18 protein-coding genes and 1 pseudogene are annotated in these 19,730 nt (G+C 59.9%); 10 read left to right on the forward strand and 9 right to left on the reverse strand.

The genetic code is table 11. The annotated features are described in order from the left end of the window. Positions 1-44 precede the first annotated feature (44 nt). The 3 genes from FHT82_RS18530 to FHT82_RS18540 all read left to right on the forward strand — a co-directional run bounded on the left by FHT82_RS18530 (position 45) and on the right by FHT82_RS18540 (position 2,062). Positions 45-506, forward strand: a complete 462-nt coding sequence (locus FHT82_RS18530; RefSeq protein ID WP_183733985.1) for a cupin domain-containing protein — start codon at positions 45-47, stop codon at positions 504-506. 88 nt (positions 507-594) lie between these two features. After that, entirely contained in the window at positions 595-1,410 is an 816-nt protein-coding gene (locus FHT82_RS18535) for an arylamine N-acetyltransferase (RefSeq protein WP_246698159.1), read from the forward strand. 40 nt (positions 1,411-1,450) lie between these two features. Further along, the gene (locus FHT82_RS18540) at positions 1,451-2,062 is read left to right on the forward strand and encodes a YceI family protein (protein WP_183733991.1); all 612 of its coding nucleotides are present in this window, start codon (positions 1,451-1,453) and stop codon (positions 2,060-2,062) included. Positions 2,063-2,243: 181 nt separating this feature from the next. Here the strand turns inward: FHT82_RS18540 and FHT82_RS30410 are convergent, their stop codons facing one another. The 3 genes from FHT82_RS30410 to FHT82_RS18555 form a co-directional block, all read right to left on the reverse strand. Continuing rightward, complete coding sequence (locus tag FHT82_RS30410) at positions 2,244-2,657, reverse strand: hypothetical protein (protein WP_348647637.1); 414 nt, start codon at positions 2,655-2,657, stop codon at positions 2,244-2,246. Next, positions 2,618-3,844 carry an alpha/beta hydrolase gene (locus tag FHT82_RS18550; protein ID WP_183734202.1) on the reverse strand — a complete coding sequence of 409 codons (1,227 nt, stop codon included), beginning with the start codon at positions 3,842-3,844 and terminating at the stop codon, positions 2,618-2,620. Before FHT82_RS18550 ends, FHT82_RS30410 begins: the two co-directional genes overlap by 40 nt. A 206-nt stretch (positions 3,845-4,050) precedes the next feature. Continuing rightward, positions 4,051-5,820 carry an adenylate cyclase gene (locus tag FHT82_RS18555; RefSeq protein WP_183733994.1) on the reverse strand — a complete coding sequence of 590 codons (1,770 nt, stop codon included), beginning with the start codon at positions 5,818-5,820 and terminating at the stop codon, positions 4,051-4,053. Between the two features lie 318 nt (positions 5,821-6,138). Between FHT82_RS18555 and FHT82_RS18560 the strand changes: the two genes are divergently transcribed. The 7 genes and pseudogenes from FHT82_RS18560 to FHT82_RS18590 form a co-directional block, all read left to right on the forward strand. Next, positions 6,139-6,405: a hypothetical protein gene (locus FHT82_RS18560; RefSeq protein WP_183733997.1), complete on the forward strand. Its 267-nt coding sequence runs from the start codon at positions 6,139-6,141 to the stop codon at positions 6,403-6,405. 46 nt (positions 6,406-6,451) lie between these two features. Beyond that, complete coding sequence (locus FHT82_RS18565; RefSeq protein WP_183734203.1) at positions 6,452-6,877, forward strand: cysteine rich repeat-containing protein; 426 nt, start codon at positions 6,452-6,454, stop codon at positions 6,875-6,877. A gap of 26 nt (positions 6,878-6,903) precedes the next feature. Then, positions 6,904-7,467 carry an OmpA family protein gene (locus FHT82_RS18570; RefSeq protein ID WP_183734000.1) on the forward strand — a complete coding sequence of 188 codons (564 nt, stop codon included), beginning with the start codon at positions 6,904-6,906 and terminating at the stop codon, positions 7,465-7,467. 30 nt (positions 7,468-7,497) lie between these two features. After that, positions 7,498-8,178: a hypothetical protein gene (locus tag FHT82_RS18575; protein ID WP_183734003.1), complete on the forward strand. Its 681-nt coding sequence runs from the start codon at positions 7,498-7,500 to the stop codon at positions 8,176-8,178. A 159-nt stretch (positions 8,179-8,337) separates the two neighbouring features. Further along, positions 8,338-9,768, forward strand: coding sequence for a DUF1254 domain-containing protein (locus tag FHT82_RS18580; RefSeq protein WP_183734205.1), 1,431 nt, complete (start codon positions 8,338-8,340; stop codon positions 9,766-9,768). Positions 9,769-10,346: 578 nt separating this feature from the next. After that, positions 10,347-10,781, forward strand: coding sequence for a DUF2721 domain-containing protein (locus FHT82_RS18585; protein WP_183734006.1), 435 nt, complete (start codon positions 10,347-10,349; stop codon positions 10,779-10,781). 52 nt (positions 10,782-10,833) lie between these two features. Continuing rightward, a pseudogene (locus FHT82_RS18590) lies at positions 10,834-11,046 on the forward strand (type II toxin-antitoxin system VapC family toxin); the annotation flags it as partial. A 67-nt stretch (positions 11,047-11,113) separates the two neighbouring features. Here FHT82_RS18590 and FHT82_RS18595 read toward each other — a convergent pair. From FHT82_RS18595 to FHT82_RS18620, 6 genes are all read right to left on the reverse strand, one after another. Then, complete coding sequence (locus FHT82_RS18595; protein ID WP_183734009.1) at positions 11,114-12,028, reverse strand: nucleoside hydrolase; 915 nt, start codon at positions 12,026-12,028, stop codon at positions 11,114-11,116. A gap of 8 nt (positions 12,029-12,036) precedes the next feature. Further along, on the reverse strand, positions 12,037-13,137 hold the full coding sequence (locus FHT82_RS18600; protein WP_246698160.1) for an ABC transporter ATP-binding protein: 1,101 nt from the start codon (positions 13,135-13,137) through the stop codon (positions 12,037-12,039). Positions 13,138-13,144: 7 nt separating this feature from the next. Beyond that, positions 13,145-14,881, reverse strand: coding sequence for an ABC transporter permease subunit (locus tag FHT82_RS18605; protein WP_183734015.1), 1,737 nt, complete (start codon positions 14,879-14,881; stop codon positions 13,145-13,147). Between the two features lie 121 nt (positions 14,882-15,002). Further along, positions 15,003-16,073: an ABC transporter substrate-binding protein gene (locus FHT82_RS18610; protein ID WP_183734017.1), complete on the reverse strand. Its 1,071-nt coding sequence runs from the start codon at positions 16,071-16,073 to the stop codon at positions 15,003-15,005. 65 nt (positions 16,074-16,138) lie between these two features. Continuing rightward, positions 16,139-17,344, reverse strand: a complete 1,206-nt coding sequence (gene argE, locus FHT82_RS18615; RefSeq protein ID WP_183734020.1) for an acetylornithine deacetylase — start codon at positions 17,342-17,344, stop codon at positions 16,139-16,141. Next, positions 17,341-19,683 (reverse strand): glycoside hydrolase family 3 C-terminal domain-containing protein, encoded by a 2,343-nt coding sequence (locus FHT82_RS18620; protein WP_246698161.1) that lies wholly within the window; start codon positions 19,681-19,683, stop codon positions 17,341-17,343. The genes argE and FHT82_RS18620 overlap by 4 nt, the downstream gene beginning before the upstream one ends. Positions 19,684-19,730 lie beyond the last annotated feature (47 nt).

Genomic DNA, 19,730 nt, shown 5'->3' on the forward strand with positions numbered 1-19,730 from the left:
ATGAAAGCATCAACGATCGATGCAGCCCGAACCTGGAGAGTAAGATGAAAAAGTTCACCTATGCGGCGGTTTCGCCGCCGGGGCATGGAACGCCAGCGATGGCGTTCGGTAAACATGTCATCCGCATGATGGCGGCCAATACTGGCGGTTCGTTCGGCATGTTCGAGGCCTTCGTGCTGGCCGGGGAAGGCCCACTACTGCATACGCACGAGCGCGAGGACGAGTTCTTCCGCGTCCTTGCCGGCCGCTTCGGCTTCTGGTGCGCCGGCGACTATGTCGAACTGACGGAAGGCGGCTGCATCGCTCTGCCGCGCGGTGTGCCGCACCGCTTCCGCAATGTCGGGAAGACCGAGGGCCGCCTCATGGTCGTCGTCACGCCGGGCGGGTTCGAAAGCTTTTTTCCGATCATCGAACTCTGCAAGCCCGAAACGCCCGAACAGATCGCTTCGGTCGCCAGGGATTTCGGTTTGACCTTCCCGCAAGAGGACGACCGCGAGGTCGCCTGAACCACCCCAAACACACCATCAGAACCTGAACAACGGTCCATCGAAAGGAGACCGAAGGATGACATATGTACCTTCGCACGAAAACGGAATGACCCTGACAGCGACGCAACTTGATGCCTATCTGGCCCGGATCGGGGTCGAGCGGCCGTCGCGTCTCGACATCCGCAGCCTGTCGCAGCTGCACCGCGCCCATCTCATGAGCTTTACATGGGAGGCGCTGGACGCCTTCATGGGATGGCCCTCCGCGATCACCCCGGCCGCGGCCTTCACCAAGATGGTCGAGGGGCGGCGCGGCGGCTGGTGCTACGAGATGAACGGCCTCTTCGGCGCAGCGCTTGCAGCACTGGGCTTCCGTGTGACCCGTCTTTGCGGCGGCGTCGAGCGGGAAAAACTCGGCGACATCGCCGTCGGCAATCACCTGACGCTGCGTGTCGACCTCGACCGTCCCTATCTCGCCGAAGTCGGCGTGGCGGACGCCATCGTCGAGCCGGTGCCGATTTCCGCCGGGCCGATCAGCCAGCGCGGCTTCGACTTTTCGATCATGCCGGCGGACGGCCGCTGGCTGCGCTTCAACAACCACGTGCGCGGCATCGCGAAAAGCTTCGACTTCCAGCCCGACCATAGCGACGAGGCTGCGATGACCGCAACGCATGGCTGGCTGATGCAGGATCCCGGCTCCCCGTTCACAAATGCGCTCGCGGTCCTGCGGCACACGGCGGACGGCTATGTAGCCCTTCAGAACGACTGTCTGCGCCGGGTGACGGCAAACAGCCTCAGCGAGCAGCGCATCACGAGCGCCGATCATCTCTGCGACACGTTCGAGACCGTATTCTACCTCGACATTCCACAACCCGGCCGCGTCTGGGAACGCCTCAGAGCCATCAGCCGCGACAAGGCGGCCTGAGCCGATACCCCCGCAACATTCCATATCCAAGGAAACATCCATGCTTCGTGTAACTGCATTCGTCCTTGCTCTTGCCTTGAGCACGATCCCCGCCCTTGCCTCCGATCCGGCGCCGGGCGGGGCCTATAAGACCGACCCGTCGCATTCGAGCTTCAGCTGGTCCTTCAACCACTCCGGCTTGTCGCACTACACCGCGCGCTTCACCAAAGTCGATGCGCGGCTCGACTGGAAGCCGGAAAAGCCGGAAACCTCCACGCTCTCCGTTACGATCGATCCGCTTTCGGTCCGCACCGACTATCCCTGGCCGGAAAAGGTCGACTTCGATGCGGAAATCGGCAGCGGGGAGACCTTCCTGGCAGCCAAGCCGATCACCTTCGTTTCCAAGAGGATCCACGTGACGGGCAAGAAGACCGGCACCATCGAAGGCCTCCTCTCCTTCCGCGGTGAGACGCACCCTGCAACGCTCGACGTCACGTTCAACGGCTCGATGGCCGAGCACCCGATGATGGGCGTCCCGAAGATCGGCTTCTCGGCGACCGGCAGGATCCGCCGCAGCCAATGGGGAATGGATTTCGCAATACCCGAACTTGGTGACGTCGTCACCTTCGCCATAGAAACGCAGATGGTGCCCGCTGATTACTCATTCCAGTAGAAACGAAATGAGATGCAGATCCGGCGGGACCTGCATCTCAATCTCTGCATCTCAATGATTGTGGCGGGTCACACTTTTTCGCTTTTGAAGGGATCTCAGAACTGGCAACCCCCCTTTTGACCACTCGACAAGAACGATTTATTGACCTTACGCTCAGGCAATCTCGCCTTCGCCCAAAAAATCATTCGTTCAGACGACCAGCCAAACGCGTCATGAGATCCATGCGTTCATGAAGAATTGCCACGATAAGGGCAGGCGCATCCTCTCGAAGCAGACAAAAGACGGTATCGGTGAACGAGTAACGGCCCTTTACCCCGGCGAAGCCGTCTACCCAGTTGCCTTCGTCTGAACGGGACAGGCCTCCGATTAGTCCGCCGTTCAGCGAAATCGTCGTCTCCGCATGCCAGTAGCGAGCCCCGGCGAGGACGTCGAAGCGAGTCTGCCGATCTTCATAAACTGTGTAGGCAGCGCCAAGCATCGCGGTGAATGTAACCGACTTGAGACTGACGTTGTCGGCGAGGATACCTCGTGGTGTGGCTTCGTCGATCGCTCCATCTAACGCCCGCAGTTCGGCGCTGGTGTGGCTTGGCCGCACATCGCCGAAACAGCGGACCCCGCCTTAGTGGGGCCTGACAGGCCTCCAAGATGGCCGGCGTAGTTGTCGCGAGTATCCCGATCGACAACGGCGACGGGCGCTGCAAGAACAAGGCCAGCGACATTTCCGGCTGCCGTGGCCGCCCCCGTTGTCGCGACAAGTATTTGATCGCCGAGCCCAACCCGGCTGTCCGTCAACGTCTGGCCCTCGGAAATGCGTTTGCCGATCAGCTGAACGATCTGCGGCGATTCCGCAAACTTCCCGTGGTTCATGCTGTCACCGGATTTGATCTTGGTAAGATCGATGACCGCAATGTCGTTGTCCTCCAGCTCTTTCTTGTAGGGAGCCGCCTCCGGGTCGATAGCCCCCAGCCTGGAAACATCTCCCCAGACCCGACGGGAAACCGCCAGCGCTCTGTCGTCGCGCGAAACAAACAGCGTGAACTGCGGGTGCTGGTTGCCCATGTCGGCGATCTGCTGGCGGAAGACGTCGACGTCGACGTCGGGTGCCGCGAGCATCACGTTCTTGAATTTTTTCGGCAGACGGCCGTTCCGGATGGCCATTTGGCGCAGGGATTCCAGCGCAAGCCAGTTGCCCATCGAGTGGGCGAGGATCGACACGTCCTTCACTTGGGGATCTTTGGCCAGATATTGGAACAACGTCTCCAGTGCGTTGCGCGTATAGTTGGTGCTCTCGCGATCGTAGCCGTACGAAAGCAGACTGCCGCGGGATGGCCACGTTACCAGGATCGGCGCGCTGTGGACGCCGGAATCATGAACGATCTGAGCGAAGCGGTAGACCGCATCCTCGAACCGATTGTTGAAGCCGTGAATGAACACGAGGACACTGCCGTCCGGGGTCTTCGTGACGTTCGCGTTCAGCCATTTCCTCGCTTGATCGACGCTCAGGTCGTCGGCCTTGATCGTCGCGAAATCGGTGGCTGGATTGGGCGGCAATCTCTTGGGCCAGGCGACCTGTCCGGCCTTCCGAACGGTGCTGGGCGGAATCGAGATCGTCATGTCCGCGAATGCGGGGGCAAGCGCACGTTCTCCGTTGAACATCTCACCGGGCACGGTCGAACGGCTGCGGGTTGTTGCGATCAGCATGTCCACTTTCGGCGACTGCGGCGCCGTGTCCGCCACCGGGCTAAGCACATCCTTGGGGTGACCACCGCAGGCTGGTAGCATGGAAAGGACCGCAAGCAGAGCAGCCCAACGAAGCCAACTCATCGGGACAAACACCCGCCCAACGCTACTTTGACTGCCCACTGATCGCCCTCATTCGAATGTTCGCCCAATGACAGATACATGCTGCATCATGTTTTCGTCGTGTAACATCGGGTATGCTCTGTGCCCCGCAGCTACGTGCTGTTGCCAACGCACCACATGATCTATCAAGGCTGAAGAGGGGCGGCAGGGGCGACCGGCAGCGTTGTCGACACCAACTCATCCAGCGCCGGCAACCCCGCCTTGCGGATATCCGCAATCAATCGAGCACGATCGGCGGGCTGATAGTTGCGCGATTTTAGTTCTGCAACAATGTTCGGAATGAAGTCCGGTCGTAACCTGTTGAACAGCTCGGCCTCTCTGCGGGCATCGTCCGTCAATCCGGCATTGATATAGATGACTGCGGCGACGGCGTGATAGAGCGGAAATTTCTGCAAGTCCGCCTTTCTGATTTCGGCCAGCGCCAGGTCGTCCTCATACAGCATGTACGCCGCCAGCGCGCGCATGCCGTGGTAGTAACCGCCCGCAGCTGGATTGAGCGCCATTGCCCGATCCAGCAAATCGGCTCCCCGCCGCCATTGCCCGCTCATAGCAACGCGGGTTCCGAACTCACCCAGAAGTTCGGTGTCGTTAGGGTTGATCTTCAATGCCTGCTCGCCGACCTTGAGGGCTTCGGCAACCTGGTTGCTGAAGAACAAGGCGGTCATCAGCGCCTGCTGGCCGCGGGTATTGTTGACGTCCTGCCGTACCGCACGACGCGCGGCTTCAAGGCTACGCTCGGTCGGAGTAGTCGGACCACTCCTTGTGTTGAATTTGAAGCGGCCCTCGTCCAGATAAATCAAGGAGAGCATCGCCCAAGCAGTCGGGAAATGGGGTTGTCGAGTGACGGCTTTTTCAAGGCAATCACGGACCTGCGCATGCCGCTCTGCGCTCAACTCGGCGCGATAGGTGTAAAAGCCCGACATACAGGCCTGAGCGCCGAGATCGTCGGACGGTGGTTCAGCGGCGCCTGCGCGCGCGATGATGCCGTATGGTTGCGCTACGGAAGCTGCGATTTTGCCGGCGACGTCGGATTGCGTCGCGAACAGGTCCCGCGTCGAGATGTCGTCTTCATAAATCTGGGACCAGAGGATTTCCCCTGTCCGTGTATCGAGCAGCCGTGCCGTGATCCTCACCAGATTTTCGGAGATACGCACACCGCCCCCGACCATGAAGCGCGCGTCCATTCCCGTCCCGACGACCTTTGACGTACCTTGGCCGATAACCTTGATCTCCTTGAAGCGAGGCAAGGCCGTGAGCAGTTCCTCGGTCAACCCCCTCGCGTATCTCTCCGCAATCTCGCTATCTCCGAGGTTGGAAAACGGCTCAACAACAAGAGCGGGCTCCGTGGCATCCGACTCCCTGTCGGATGTGAAGAGCGGAACATGAAGCCACCAAAGAATAGTCAGCAGGGCGACAACTGCACTCGCCACAAGTGAAAATGACCGCTGGCTGATAACGCCCTTCGGCCTTTCCGTGGGACTGAACTCCACTGTCTCGGCTACCCGCGCGTCAGGAGACGGGCGGTTCCAAGCTATTGTCGGGACATAACCGCCTTTTGGAATATCGATGCGGATTGGGTCCTCAGAGCCGGCAACGAGATAGTAGCGCTCGAGGACCCGGCGCAGTCGCCCCGCCTCGATGCGGACGACAGGGTCCTCTTGGGTGAAGCTTTCGTTTCGCTTGAATACCGAGATCGCGATCGAATAGCCCTTGATGCGGTCGGCCCGACCAGCAAGCGTTTCCTCGACGACATACGTCAGAAAGGCTGCGCCGCGACCTCCGCTGGGAAATTCGGAGCTGGTGACAATGCGCTTCAGCTGGGCGCGAATGTCCTCGGCGCTCAGCTCCGGATGCGGCGTCACGACCTTGCCCTGCGATGGTAATTCTTCATGCACGGCCTGCTCCTCACCCACCCTTGAGGGATGCTGCCACCGATTTACCTTTCGATCACCTAATGTAACCTATCCGATAAGTTAATCGCAATCGAAGTTTATCTGCACGTATTTATTGCACTGTCCACCAAGGTTCCAAGGGCCGAGATTCCGGTCCTTGTCAGCAATCATAAAATCACTTCCAGCGCGAGTGAAACGAGACGTATCCCCGTAGGTTACAGTTACATACCTTGCGCTTTTTCGGCCAGCGCTCACGATCTGACGGAAAAGCAGCGCCGAGGGTTTTCCTGAAACTCAGGCCTACATGAACGGATAGACCGGATGGGAAACGGTGTTGAATTCGTAACGAGCTACTTCAACACGAGCGATAAGAGAGTCGAGAAACTCGCCGCCCAAAGCGAGGCTTTCCGCGACCTCTGTACCGATTTCGCCATCGCCAACGAGGAGAGGGACCGATGGGAGCGCTCCACATCTTCTGATCGGCAAGAGCGGATCGCCGAGTATCAGGAACTCATAGACAGCATGCGGCTCGACATCGAGCGGGAGCTGGAGAGGGTCGGGAATGAACCCTTCTCAAGGCAAAACTAATCCGAGGAAATCACCTTTCAGATTACGCTACAGGAGAGTCAACGGTATGATGAAAAGATTTTGCATGCGAGCGGGAGCGGCCCTTGCTGTTTTCCTTTCCTTGACTGCGATCGCACGGGCCGACACGATCAGCTACGCCGACGCTGTAACGACGCTCGCCGAGGAATGTGGCTCCGACATCAAGAAGTTCTGCGGCGGCGAAAATCTAGGAAATGGCCGCATTCAGGCCTGCCTCGAGAAAAACTCTTCGAAGGTCTCGCCGACCTGCACGTCCACGCTTGGCAGCGTGTTGACCTCGATCGCTCAACGCCAAGCCGCCCAGGCGTCGGTGTTCAAGGTCTGCCGGCATGACATCTCCCAGTACTGCAATAGCGTCAAAGGCGACGGCTATGTCCTGTCTTGCCTGATAGAGACGAAACGCGTCGACAACAGGGAATGCAACCAGGCAATCACCGACGCTGGCTGGCGTTAACAGTGATCAAAGACAGGGACAACACAATGATCGTTCAACGTATAGCGGCGGCAATGTGCTTGGTTATGGCTACCAGCGTCGCATTTGCCCAACAGCTCGACAACCGTCAGATCATAAGCACGCTTGCCCAGGTGAGGTCGGCAGCGCCTGCTGTTGATGTCGCCCTTCTCGTCGAAGAAGCCGGCGCCAACGTCGGCAAGGGTGTCGCGGCGCTTCCCAATTGGAGCAAGCTGTCGGAACTCTCCCAATTGATCGTTGAGATCGATTTCGAGAACAACTCGACAGCGATCGAGCCCAAATCCTACCGCACGGTCGGGCTGATCGCCGATGCGCTCCACCATCCCGATCTGTTCCGCTACAAGTTTCTCATCGTCGGGCACTCGAGTGCCACCGGCAGCGCCAAGCACAATCTCGAACTTAGCCAGAAACGCGCTGACGCCATCAACGAGGCGCTATCGACCACTTTCGCGGTATCGCCGGATCGCCTCTTTTCCGTGGGGGCCGGCGAAGAGTGGCCAATCGACCCCGGCCATCCCGAGTCAGCCGACAACAGGCGCGTGCAACTGATCAATCTGGGGCTTCTGAAATAGAGCCATCCGCTAACAATACGGAGTGACCCGATGAACAGATTATCCGGTATATGCCTGGTCGCTCTGGCGACGGGCCTGCTATCCACCGCTCCAACGTTGGCACAGGACGCCATGTCAGCGCCAGCGCAAAAGACGATCGGCGCAGCCAAATCGCAAATGGTTCCGTCTCTTGCCGTTCTCAATTCGGCGGGAGCCAAACTCGAAGACGGCAAGCTCACGATGACCGACATCACCGCCAATTCGATCGTCTTCGCCGATCGGCCGGTGCGATCGGCCGGCCATGTCCTGACCTCCGAGTTCATCAAGCAATGGGGGGAAGGGACGGACAGCTTCGCTAAGGACCCTCCGAATGCGACGATTTCCGTCCTGAGCAGCGAGGGAGATTCGGTCGCCGACGCGGTAGTTGTCCTCAAGGCGCCCAAGCTTGAGGGCGGAAACCTGACATTCGAGGTCGCCGTCCTGGAAGGCGATCTCGCTGGAGCCGATGGCCCGGCATCGTTGTTCATCGACTGGTTTGCTGCCCGAGGTCCGTACGGCGGGGTCGCGGTCGGTGGTCGCGCCCCAGTCTGGCGCGCGGGATGGTATGCGCACCCGGGGGCCTATTACGGTGCGGGCGTTGTCGCCGGAGCCGCGCTCGGCGCGGCTGCCGCCGAGCGACGATACTACCCGCCGCCGGCCTGCGGCTACTATCCCTACCCGCCCTGCTACTAGGACTAGTGGTTGGACACGAACCGACCCCAACCGGCTGCTCGCCGTTGGGGTCCGCGAAAAATACCATTGAACGCTGCCGGTCCGAAGCCCGCCGCAAATCGGAGGGTCCAGTTACTCAACAACGGATTGGTCAAATGCCGCTATTAAAAGGAGCTCATGATGAATATCACCCGTCGAACCCTGACTTTCGCTGGCCTCAGCCTTCTCGCTGGAACGGCAATCTCTCCCGCCCGTGCCGAATTCGGCGAAGGAGGGTTGCAGATCGGTGCGGATCTGGAAGATTTCTGGATTGCCACCGATGCATACATCTACGGCTACCCTCTAGTGACCATGGAGATGACGCGCCGGGTCATGACCAACGTGGCGGAACTCAAGGGCACCCGTGGTCCAATGGGACATATCATCAAGCTGCGGCAGTATCCGGATGCGTCCTTCAAGGATGTTACGGCACCGAATGCCGATACGCTTTACACCACCTCCTGGCTTGATGTCGGCAAGGAGCCCTACGTGTTGAGCGTGCCCGACATGAAGGGGCGGTATTTCCTGCTGCCGATGCTGGATGGGTGGACGAACGTCTTTCAGGTGCCGGGCAAACGGACGACAGGCACGGGGGCGCAGACATATGCCATTACAGCCCCCGGCTGGAGTGGCAAGCTTCCCGACGGTGTCGTGAAATACGAGTCCCCAACCAACATTGTCTGGCTGCTCGGCCGAATTTACTGCACGGGAACCCCCGAGGACTACGCCGAGGTTCATAAGTTGCAGGACGAGTTCAAGCTGGTCCCGCTGAGCGCCTATGGCAAGGACTACACGCCGCCTCCCGGCAAGGTCAACCCGTCGATCGACATGAAGACGGCTGTGCGCGATCAGGTGAACCGTCTGACAGCGGTCGAGTATTTTACTCTGCTCGCTGAACTCATGAAGACCAACCCGCCATCAGACGCAGATGCGACCGCACTGGAGCGGTTTGCGCGCATAGGATTGGTCGCGGGCAAGGATTTCGACGCCAGCAAGCTGAAGGCTGACTTCCATAAGCGGATCCCCACCGTCGGGTTCGATCGGATCATGCTGCAGTTCAAGATTAACAGCAATATCAAGAATATTAATGGCTGGGCATTTACGACCAAGACCGGGCTTTACGGAACTGACTACCTCATGCGGGCGCTCGTCACGGCGATTGGTCTCGGTGCCAATCGTCCCCAGGACGCTGTCTATCCGACGTCTCAAAAGGACGCACACGAGCGGGCCTATGATGGACGGAAGAACTACGTCATCCACTTCGACAAGGGCAAGGCGCCGCCGGTCTCCGGCTTCTGGTCGATCACCATGTATGACGAGAACTACTTCTTCGTCGCCAACCCTATCAATCGCTACTCGATCAGCCCCCGGCAGGATCTGAAGTATAACGCCGATGGGTCGTTGGACCTTTTCCTGCAGCACGAGTCGCCCGGCGAGGGTAAGGAATCTAATTGGCTGCCGGCTCCGGCAGGCAAGTTCATCCTGATGTTGAGACTTTACTGGCCGAACGAAAACGATCCGTCGATCATCGACGGCACCTGGACGATCCCGGCCGTCGAAGAACTCGGCTAACACCGTTGGCCCGTCGTTCGGAAACCGAGACGGCGGGCTAGACAGTCTTCCTATGGAAAGGGCATGGGTTCGATAGCCAATTTGACCACGCAGTCTTCCTTTGCTCAGATCATGCATGATCCGGTGGACCTGACGGGCCGACTGTGGCTAGGACCGCGAACGTATCCTACCGAAAGTTTGTTTCCGTATTTGGGATACGATCCCCGAGAAGAAAATGTCGATCATCGCTCCCCTCCCTGGGCAACTGACTGACCGCAGAATTATTAGGCGATATGGCTGTTCGCAGCGGTGGGATGCGAAGTTGAAGAAAGTTGTAGGCGAAGGCGCCCGTCGGCGCCTTCGTCTACAACTCGGGCAGTTGCGATCCCGATGGTTATTGCGCCCGTTGCCATCGTCGATCAAAACATGCGGCAGACCTACGGCGCTTGCCGGATCTCGGTGAATCAAAACCGCATATCGTCGCCCAAGCAGGTGTTGATCATGCCGCCAGACTTCAAATCGAAGCCGGACGCCGAGCGCCGAGCCGTGGGATGGGAAGACGATCGACCTCTCGCCATGCGCTCAGGTTAGGAGAAGTAATGCTGAGCGAAATTACAACCGCGGAACAGATCTCTCGCGTTATCTCACAAGCGACTGCGCCGGCCTTTCTGTTGGGTGCCGTGGCAGGATTCATCTCAGTTTTGATCACACGCATGCACCGGATCGTGGATCGCAGCAATGTTTTGAGCGCTCTCCCGGAGGGGGACCCCGACCGCAGGCATCTAATAATTGTTCTTTCACGATTGAAGCGTCGAGCAAAGTTGCTCAATAGGGCAATAGAATTTGCGGTGATAAGCGGAATATGCACGACCTTGCTCGTCATATTGGCATTTGCGAGCTCGTTTCTTAGCTTCAGGCACGAATATGGCGCGGGGATTATGTTCTCGGCCGCGCTGCTGTTCTTCGCAGCTTCCTTGTTAACATTGCTACTCGAAGTACGGGCCGCACTGCACGACCTCGATTTTTACGTATAGGCGACGTCCGACGGCACGGTGATATCCTGCGACAGGCATGTCACGTTGTCTGCAACAGGCGGTCGTCGCAACGCACGACGAAGTGATGATAATGATCGATCGTCACGGCATTTTCGGTATGGGCATCGGCTATACAGATGCCCACTTACTCGCCTCGATACTGCTTGACCGACGAGCGGCGCTATGGACCAGGGACAAGCGTCTGCAGGCGGCGGCCGAAAAGGCAGGCGCTTCATTGCATAAGCCGGCCAATGCTCGCAACTAAACACCTAATAGTCCTGCCGAGTTTTCCGATCTCTCGCCTTGAAAGGACTCGAACCCAAAAGATGCCGCTAGGGCTTCAGCGCATCGAGAAACAATCTCCCGAAAGCTTCAGCGTCCACGATGGTGACGATCGTGCAGTTCGGTGATCGTCCCGCTAGATGCCGCTCGCTGACGGATGCCACCACCTGACCGGCGGCCGGGCCGCTATCCGTGCAGATGGCCACATGACCGTGCACGGTCTTGAATATTTCCGGCGCCAGCATCCAGGCGATTGCGGCAGGGTCGTGCAGGCACGGATCCTTGGAGCCGTAGTTGACCAGAAGATGCGCCGCTTCCTGCGCGACAGGTGTGCCGATTGCCTGTGCGTCGCGGATCATTTGCTCGGTTACAACAGCTTGTCGGGTAACATCGAGACCAAGCATCGTGATCGGGATACCGCTGTCGAAGACGATCGCCGCGGCATGAGGGTCGACGGCGAAGTTGAACTCGGCGAGCGGCGTCGTATTGCCAGGGCAGAAGGCCGCACCCCCCATGATGGTGATGGCACTGACGTAAGCCGGCAGTTCGGGATCAAGAAGCAGAGCCAGTGCCAGGTTGGTCAAGGGACCGGTGGCACAAATATGAAGCTTGCCCTCCGCGCGCGCTATCCGGGAGATTTCGTTGGCGGCATGGCCATCGGCCACAGGCATGGTTGGCGGCTGCAATGTGCTTCCGGCAAGGCCATCCGATCCATGCATGATGGAAACCCGGCCGCGAGGAGCCATGATCGGCCCGGCTGCACCAGCATAAACCGGGATGTCGCGGCGCCCGGCAAGCTCGAGAATTCGCCTTGCGTTCGTGACGACCGGATCCAGCCCGACATTGCCCGCAACGCATGTCACGGCAATCATATCAAGCGCGTCCGGACGCCCAAGCGCCAGAAGCATGGCCAGCGCATCGTCAGCGCCCGGATCGCAATCATAAAGGAAACGCACGGCGCTCATGGTTCAATTCAATCCCTGTCAACGAGAAAGCGGGCAGCGTCTGATGCCCAGCCGAAGCGGATGGTGGACCCCACCTTCACCTCCATTGCCTGTGACGGCGCGCGGGCGATGATCTCCTGGCTGCCGGCGTCGATGATGACGCGCAATTCCGAACCGCCATAGACGGTTTCACGCACCCGTCCCTCGCAAAAGCCTTCGCCAAGGGTGATGACCTCGGGGCGTACGACAAAGGCGCCCATTGTCCCGTCAGCCGGTATTTCACCGGCGATAGGCAGCGTGCCAATCGCGGTTTCGAGCGCGCCGGCCTTGACCGTGCCGCGTAGGATCGAGGACACACCGATGAAGTCCGCGACGAACAGGTTTTGCGGCTCGTCGTACATCTGGCGCGGCGTGCCGAGCTGCGCGATCTTGCCATTGTTCATCAGGCAGATCCGGTCTGACAAGGCCAGGGCCTCCTGCTGATCATGGGTCACGAAGATGATGGTAGCGCCCGTTTCACGGTGAATACGCTTGATCTCGATCTGCATCACTTCGCGCAGTTTTGCGTCGAGGGCGCCGAGTGGCTCGTCCATCAGGATGATGGCGGGATCGTAGACGAGGCAGCGCGCAAGAGCGACGCGCTGCTGCTGGCCGCCTGAAAGCTGCGACGGAGAGCGCTCGGCTGCATGGGCAAGCCCGACAGTTTCGAGCGCCTTGGCAACCTTCGTGTTGATCTCGGCCTTGGGCAGCTTGCGCATCTTCAGCGCAAAGCCAACGTTTTCGGCAACCGTCATGTGCGGGAAGAGAGCATAATTCTGAAAGACCACGCCGATATCGCGCTTGTTGACCGGAGCGTGTGTCTGGTCCTTGCTGTCGATGACGATCGTGCCCGCGGTTGGCTCCTGCAATCCGCAGATCAATTGGAGAAGCGTCGTCTTGCCGGAGCCAGAGGGGCCGAGAAGCGTCAGGAGCTCCCCCTTGCGAACATCGAGGTCGACGTGATCGAGCGCGATGGTGTGGCCGTAGAGCTTGGCGAGGCCCTGAACCTTGAGTTTGATTTCAGGCGTGCTGGCAGAAGCGGCTGACATGTCGAAATTCGTTCCTTTGGTCGTGATGGGATCGGCAGGCATGCGCATGTCAGCGCGGCCTTGCCTTTTCGGCGATGACGAAGAGCACTGTCACCACCGCCACGATGAAGACCGAGGCAGCAGCCAGGGTCGGGGAAATACTGAGGATGATATCGTCCCACATCTGCTTGGGCAGCGTCTGCTTGACTCCGGCCCCGACGAACAGCGCGATCGTAAGCTCCTCGAAGGAGTGCAGCAGGCCGAAAAGGAACGCGGCAACCGCACCACCCTTGACCAGCGGCAGAAGGACGAGACTGATCTGCTGCCAGCGGCTGGCTCCCAATGTCGCGGCCGCCTGCAGCAGACGCCAGTCGACGCTGCGGAATGTTGTCAAAAGGATGACGAAGACAACCGGCATCGCAGAGAGCGTATGGCCGAGGACAATGCCGGTATCGGTGGCGATCAATCCAACCTTTGCCAGCACGTAGAACAGCGATACGCCGATCACGATATTGGGCACCACCATCGGCAGCATGAAGGACAGAAAGATCAGCCCACCCGCCTTTCGCTGTGTCCGTGCCAGACCATATGCCGCCATGCCGGAAATGATCGTGGCAATGACGCCGGTGACGATCGCAATGACGGCCGAACGCGCTGTTGCGCCCATCCATTGATCCGAACCCATATAGGCCTGGAACCAGCGTAGGGAGAAGCTCTTCGGCGGAAATTCCAGGAAACTCGAGCCGGAGAAGGCCATCGGCGGAAACGCCAGGACCGGCACGATCAGCACCAGAATGACGATCCAGACGAAGACCGTGAAGGCGCCGCGCCCGAGACGCGCCGGAAGCAGGCGCGCAATGATATCGCTGATCGCTGCACCGGACTCGATGATCACACCACCGGTCGCACCAATGATCCCGCCGCGTTTCGTAACAGCGCCGTTGCCCGATACCGCCGACATGCCGAAAAGACGGTCATAGATGGCGATGGTGATCAGTGTTACGGCAAGAAGCAGTGCTGCGAGCGCACCGGCAAGACGGAGATTGAAGAGCTTCTGTACCTGAGTGATCATCATCTGGCCGATGACGGTTTCGTTTGGTGAGCCAAGCAATGCGGGCGTGATGAAGAAGCCCAGGCCCATCACGAAGATCAAGAGACCGGCAGCAGCAACGCCCGGCATCGACAGCGGCAGGAAGATGCGCCAGAACGACTGGCTGCGGCTTGCGCCCATCGTCATTGCGGCAGGCATCAGACGGCCATCGATTGCAAGCATGGTCGGCAGCATGGTGAGGATCGCGACCGGCAACATGGCATGTGCCATGCCGAAGACGACGGCTCCACGTCCATAAAGCAGGTTCAGCTCGGTATCGAAACCCATGCCAGTCAGCATCTGCGCGACTATGCCCTTGCGCGCCAAAAGCACGATCCAGGCGAAATTCTTCAGAAGCGGACTCACCCAGAAGGGGAGCAGCACCAGCCACATGGCCATGCGCCTGCGGCGTTCCGGCATGCCCGCAAGCCAGACCGCGATCGGATAGCCGACGAGGAGACACACGATCGTGACCTGCGCGGAGATCGCGAAGGTGTTGGCGAGAACCTTCACATAAACACCGGCGGAAAACATCTGCTGGTAGACCGTCAGGTCGAAAGCGCCGGTTTTCGGATTGACGAAGGATTGCCAGATCAGTGCGCCGGCAGGAAGGATCAGCAGCAGCGCCATATAGACGAGCCCGGGCGTCGAAAGCCACAGGCTGTCAAGCCGGAGGCGCTGCCGTGCATAAGTGTCTTTGGCGAAGAGTTCAGCCATGGTGGTTCCGTTCGTTGAAATGGCCCGTCCCGCAAGTCGCGGAACCGGGCCACCCATTGTCAGATAAGCTGCCCCGCCGAAACGCGGGACCTGAAGCTCAGGTGGTCTCTTCAGCCGAAAATCAGCTCAGGATCCACTGCTCGAAGCGCTGGGTGAGTTCGTCCTGATGCTCCGCCCAATATGCCGCGTTGAGGGCGGTCAGACCCTTGATGTTCTGCGGGGCGGTCGGCAGAAGAACTGCCTTTTCCGCGCTCAGATGATCGTAGGCCTTCATGTTGGTCGGGCCGCAGGCCAGGATGTCGGTGTAGGCAGCCTGACGCTTGGCATCCAGGCACCATTCGATGAACTTGCGGGCCAGATCAGCCTTCTCGGTGTTGCCGGCAATCGTCCAGCCGTCGATATTGAAGAGACCGCCGTTCCAGACGATGCCTGCAGGGGCACCGGCGTTGATCGCAGCCTGGGCGCGCGTCGACCAGGTAGACATCAGGTCAAGCTCGCCATCCTTGAGGAGCTGCGTGGCATGGGCGCCGGAGGTCCACCAGATGTTGATCTGCGACTTGACCTTGTCCAGGCTCTTGAAGGCGCGCTCGACATCGAGCGGGTACAGCTTGTCGAGTGGAACGCCGTCGGCGAGAAGCGCCATTTCCAGCGTCGTTACCGGGCTGCGCCACAGGCCGCGGCGGCCCTTGAATGTCTCGGTATTCCAGAAATCCGCCCAGCTCGTCGGAACGGTCTTCACCGTATCCTTGCGATAGGCCATGGCAAGCGCGAAGATCGCGACGCCGACAAAATCGGGCTCGAATGTGTTCGGCGCGAAATCGCTCTTGTTGGGAACGTCGATATTGAGCGGCAGCATGTACTGGTCGCCGAGCTGGCGGATGCGTAGCACATGTTCCGGCGTCATCAGTGCCACGTCAAAGAGCTTCGTGTCGGTATCGATCGCCATCTTGTACTGCGGGATCGGGTCCGGCTCGTTGGTGTTGGTCTGGATGGTGACGCCCGTCTCAGCGGCGAACGTGTCGTAGAATGCGACCTTGAAGCCTTCGTAAAACGCACCGCCCATGTCGCGCACGACAAGGGTTTCGCCAGCGAAGGCTCGATTGCCCTTGAGAAGCGTCGGGGCAGCGAGCGCGACAGCGGCGAGCCCCGTGGTCGCCTTCATAAAGCCACGGCGCGAGAAATTTTCGTTCATAGTACCCTCCGGGTTCGTTTTGATATTTATCAGCCTACATTTCCCAACGGTGCGGCTTCGGTAAATTACAATTTTCCGTTCATCTGCTTTGGGACATGCGAAGCAATCTTTTCGCTGCCACGGCAGAACCGATGAACAATCTCAAGAAGCAGGCTGTCGCATGCGGCAAGCTGGCTCGTCTCGATGAACTCGTCCGGCCGATGGCCCTGCTCCATGTTACCCGGCCCGCAGATCACGACAGGAACCTCGAGCGCCTGCGCAAATAATCCGCCTTCCGTACCGAAACTCACTCGGCATTCGGGCGTACCCTCCGGCAGACAGGATGCAAAATCTTGCACCGCGGGATCATCGCTCTCGGTCGCCAGGCCCGGATAGCTGCCGCTGTCTTCCACCTCGATTGCAGCCTCTGGGAACCTTGCCCGATGCGGGGCAACGGCAGCGGCCGCGATCTTTCGGATTCGTTCGGCCATGGCCAAGGGATCATCCGCCGCCATCAACCGGCATTCCATCAGCAATTCGGCGCGATCGGGCACCAGGTTGACAGCGGTACCGCCGGAAAGCTTACCGACATGAACGGTTGCGTGGGGTATCGAATATCCAGCCTCGCGCGGCCCCCTGGCCGTAATCTCATCCTGCAGCTTGCGGATGCCGGCAATGAAATCCGTCGCCAGATGAAGAGCGTTGAGCGCCAGCGGCGCCTCCGCGGAATGTCTGGGCACGCCCGTGGCAGTGACACGGAAGGCCATCTTGCCCTTGTGCCCCAGGCCGAGCTGCATCGACGTCGGCTCTCCGACCATGATCAGATCCGGGCGGATGCCGCGATCGGCGATTTCCTCGATCATCGGCCGAACGCCGACGCATCCGATTTCCTCGTCGTAGGAAATGGCGAGCCAGAGTGGTGCCGTAAGGGTTTCAGGCTCCAGCCGCTCGGTGAGCGCCATGATCGAAGCAACGAAACCCTTCATGTCCGCACTGCCGCGCCCGTAAAGGCGCTCGTCGCGCCGGGTCATCTGGAATGGCGGCACCGTCCAGTCCTGGCCTGCGACCGGAACGACGTCGACATGGCCGGACAGCATCAATCCGCCGGTCGCATCCGGCCCGAACCTCGCAAGCAGCGATGCCTTTCGACCCGTCTCGTCATAGAAGCGCTCACAGACCGCGCCGAGCTTCATCAACGCCGTCTCGATCTCGTCGATCAGCGGCAGGTTCGTGTCGGCACTGACCGTGGGATGAGCGATCAGTCGGCCAAGCCACTCTTCCGTCAGCGTCACAGCTCGGCCTCGGCTGCATCCATCGCTGCATTGACGTCAGCAATCAGGCCTGCGACTTCGGTCTCGGGGATCGACAATCTCAGACGGCGTTCGAGCGATGTGAAGATACCATAGAACGAATTGGAACAATGGTTCAGCATCCGCATCGCATCTTCCGCCGAGATGCCGCAGCGGGTGGTGAGATAGGCGCAGATCCGCTCGCAGGCGATCACATTCGGAAGCACGTAGGCGGGCTGGGTATCATATGCCAGCCGGCGGAAGGGCAGGACCGACGGCTTCAAGGTGAGGTCGCCCACAAGTCTGGGGTCGCGCGACGAGGCGCCAACGACGATACGGGCATCCACGCGTTCAAGCACCCAGCGTCCGAGGGCCGGATCCCAGACCGCCAGATCGGTGCCCTTGATCACGATCTCGACGCGCTTGCTTTCGCCGGGCTGCAGCATGGGCTTGGCGAAGCCCTTGAGCTCCTGGGGCGAGCGCTTCAGCCGCTTGCCGGGGGCCTGCAGGTAGAGCTGCGCGACTTCCGCGCCGGCACGCTCGCCGGTATTAGTGATCGTGAAGCCGACGCTGATCTCGTCGTGCAGGCCGATTTCGGATGCCGAGAGCGTCAGGTCGGAATAGGCAAAAGTCGTAAAACTCAGGCCATGACCGAAAGCAAACAGCGGCTCGATTTCGCGCAGATCATAGGCCCGATAACCGACATGAATCCTCTCACCATATATGTGGCGACCGTTCTCGCCCGGATAATGCATGAAACCGGGGACATCGGTCAGGCGCTTGGGGAAGGTGACGGAGAGCTTCGCCGACGGATTGACCTTGCCGGTCACGAGGTCCGCAACAGCCCCGCCCATCGCCTGGCCGGAATAGAATGTCACGAGCACGGCGCCAACCGCGTCAATCCACGGCATTTCCACCGCATCCGGGCAGGCGATTACGACCGCGACCTTTTCCGAGGCGGCAGCCAGGGCGGCAATCATCTCGTCCTGTCCCGGACCAAGTGCGAGCGTGGTTCGGTCCGACCCCTCCCCGTCATAGGCGCCTTCCGTGGACGTATAAACCAGGACGAGGTCGGCCTTGGCCGCGAGTTCAAGGGTTTCGGCGTCCGCTTCCGCCCTGACAATTATGGTGTGGTGTCCGTCAAGCGCCTTTTCCAACTCCTCCAAGGGCTGGTCGACCATGGTCGGGGTCGTCGTCGCGCATCCGGAGCCCTGGATGACGGGCGTTGCCGCATCGCGGCCAACGACAAGGATAGTCTTCATGTCGGAACGAATCGGCAGCAGTCCCTCGTTTTTGGCGAGAACCATGGAGGCGGCTGCCATTGCCCGTGCCTCGGCGTGATGTTGCTCGGCGGTATAGACAGGAACCGGAGCCGAGGCGCCCTCGTTGCAGAGCTCGATCAGGTCCAGCATCCGCCTGCAGGAAAGATCGACAATATCAGAAGATACGGAACCGGCGTTGAGTGCCGCCAGCAGATCAGCCTTGCGGCGCGGGCTTTCCGGCATATCGAGGTCGCCGCCCGATATCAGAGAGGTCGGCCGATCCTTGATGCCATGCCAGTCCGAGACGACGACGCCCTCATAGCCCCAGTCACCACGCAGGACCTCGTTCAAAAGCCAGGGATCTTCCGAGGCCTGGACACCGTTCAAGCGGTTGTAGGAGGACATGATCGTCCAGGGCTTCGACTGCTTGATCGCAATCTCGAAACCCTTCAGATAGATCTCGCGCAAAGCGCGCTCCTCCACGATGCTGTCCATCGTGGTGCGCTCCACCTCGGAATTGTTGCAGGCGAAATGCTTGAGCGAGGTGCCGACACCCTGCGACTGGATGCCTTCAATCACGGCTGCCGAAAGCTTGCCGGTAACGAACGGATCTTCGGAATAGTATTCATAGGAGCGGCCCGCCAGCGGCGTGCGGCGAATATTGATGCCCGGGCCAAGCAGCAGGTGCACGCCCATCGCGCGGCATTCCTTGCCAAGCAATTCGCCGAGACGCAGCATCAGTGCTTCGTCCCAGCAGTTGCCCATGGCCGAACCATTCGGGAAGCATGTTGCCGGCTTCATCTCGCCCCAGGCGACCGCGACGTCGCTTGCGCGCTGGTTGACGACGGAAAGGAAAGCGTCGATGTCCATGCCGCCGCGTTCATCGCCGTCGATCTGCGGGATCGAATAACGCACGCCATAAGTGCCGTCGGTCATGACGATCGGCTTGATACCATAGGCGGGGATCCCTGCCGTCTTCCACATGCCGAAGCCGGAAAGAAGATCGACCTTTTCCTCGTTTGACATTGAGGCCAGGACGGACTCGATCTGTAGATCGGCGGATGCGGCAGTATTGGGCAAGGGAACCTCCGGATACGACTTGCCCGGCGGCGCGCCGGGCGACGGCG

Origin of the sequence: Rhizobium sp. BK275, assembly GCF_014193555.1 — a bacterium.
GTDB lineage: Bacteria > Pseudomonadota > Alphaproteobacteria > Rhizobiales > Rhizobiaceae > Rhizobium.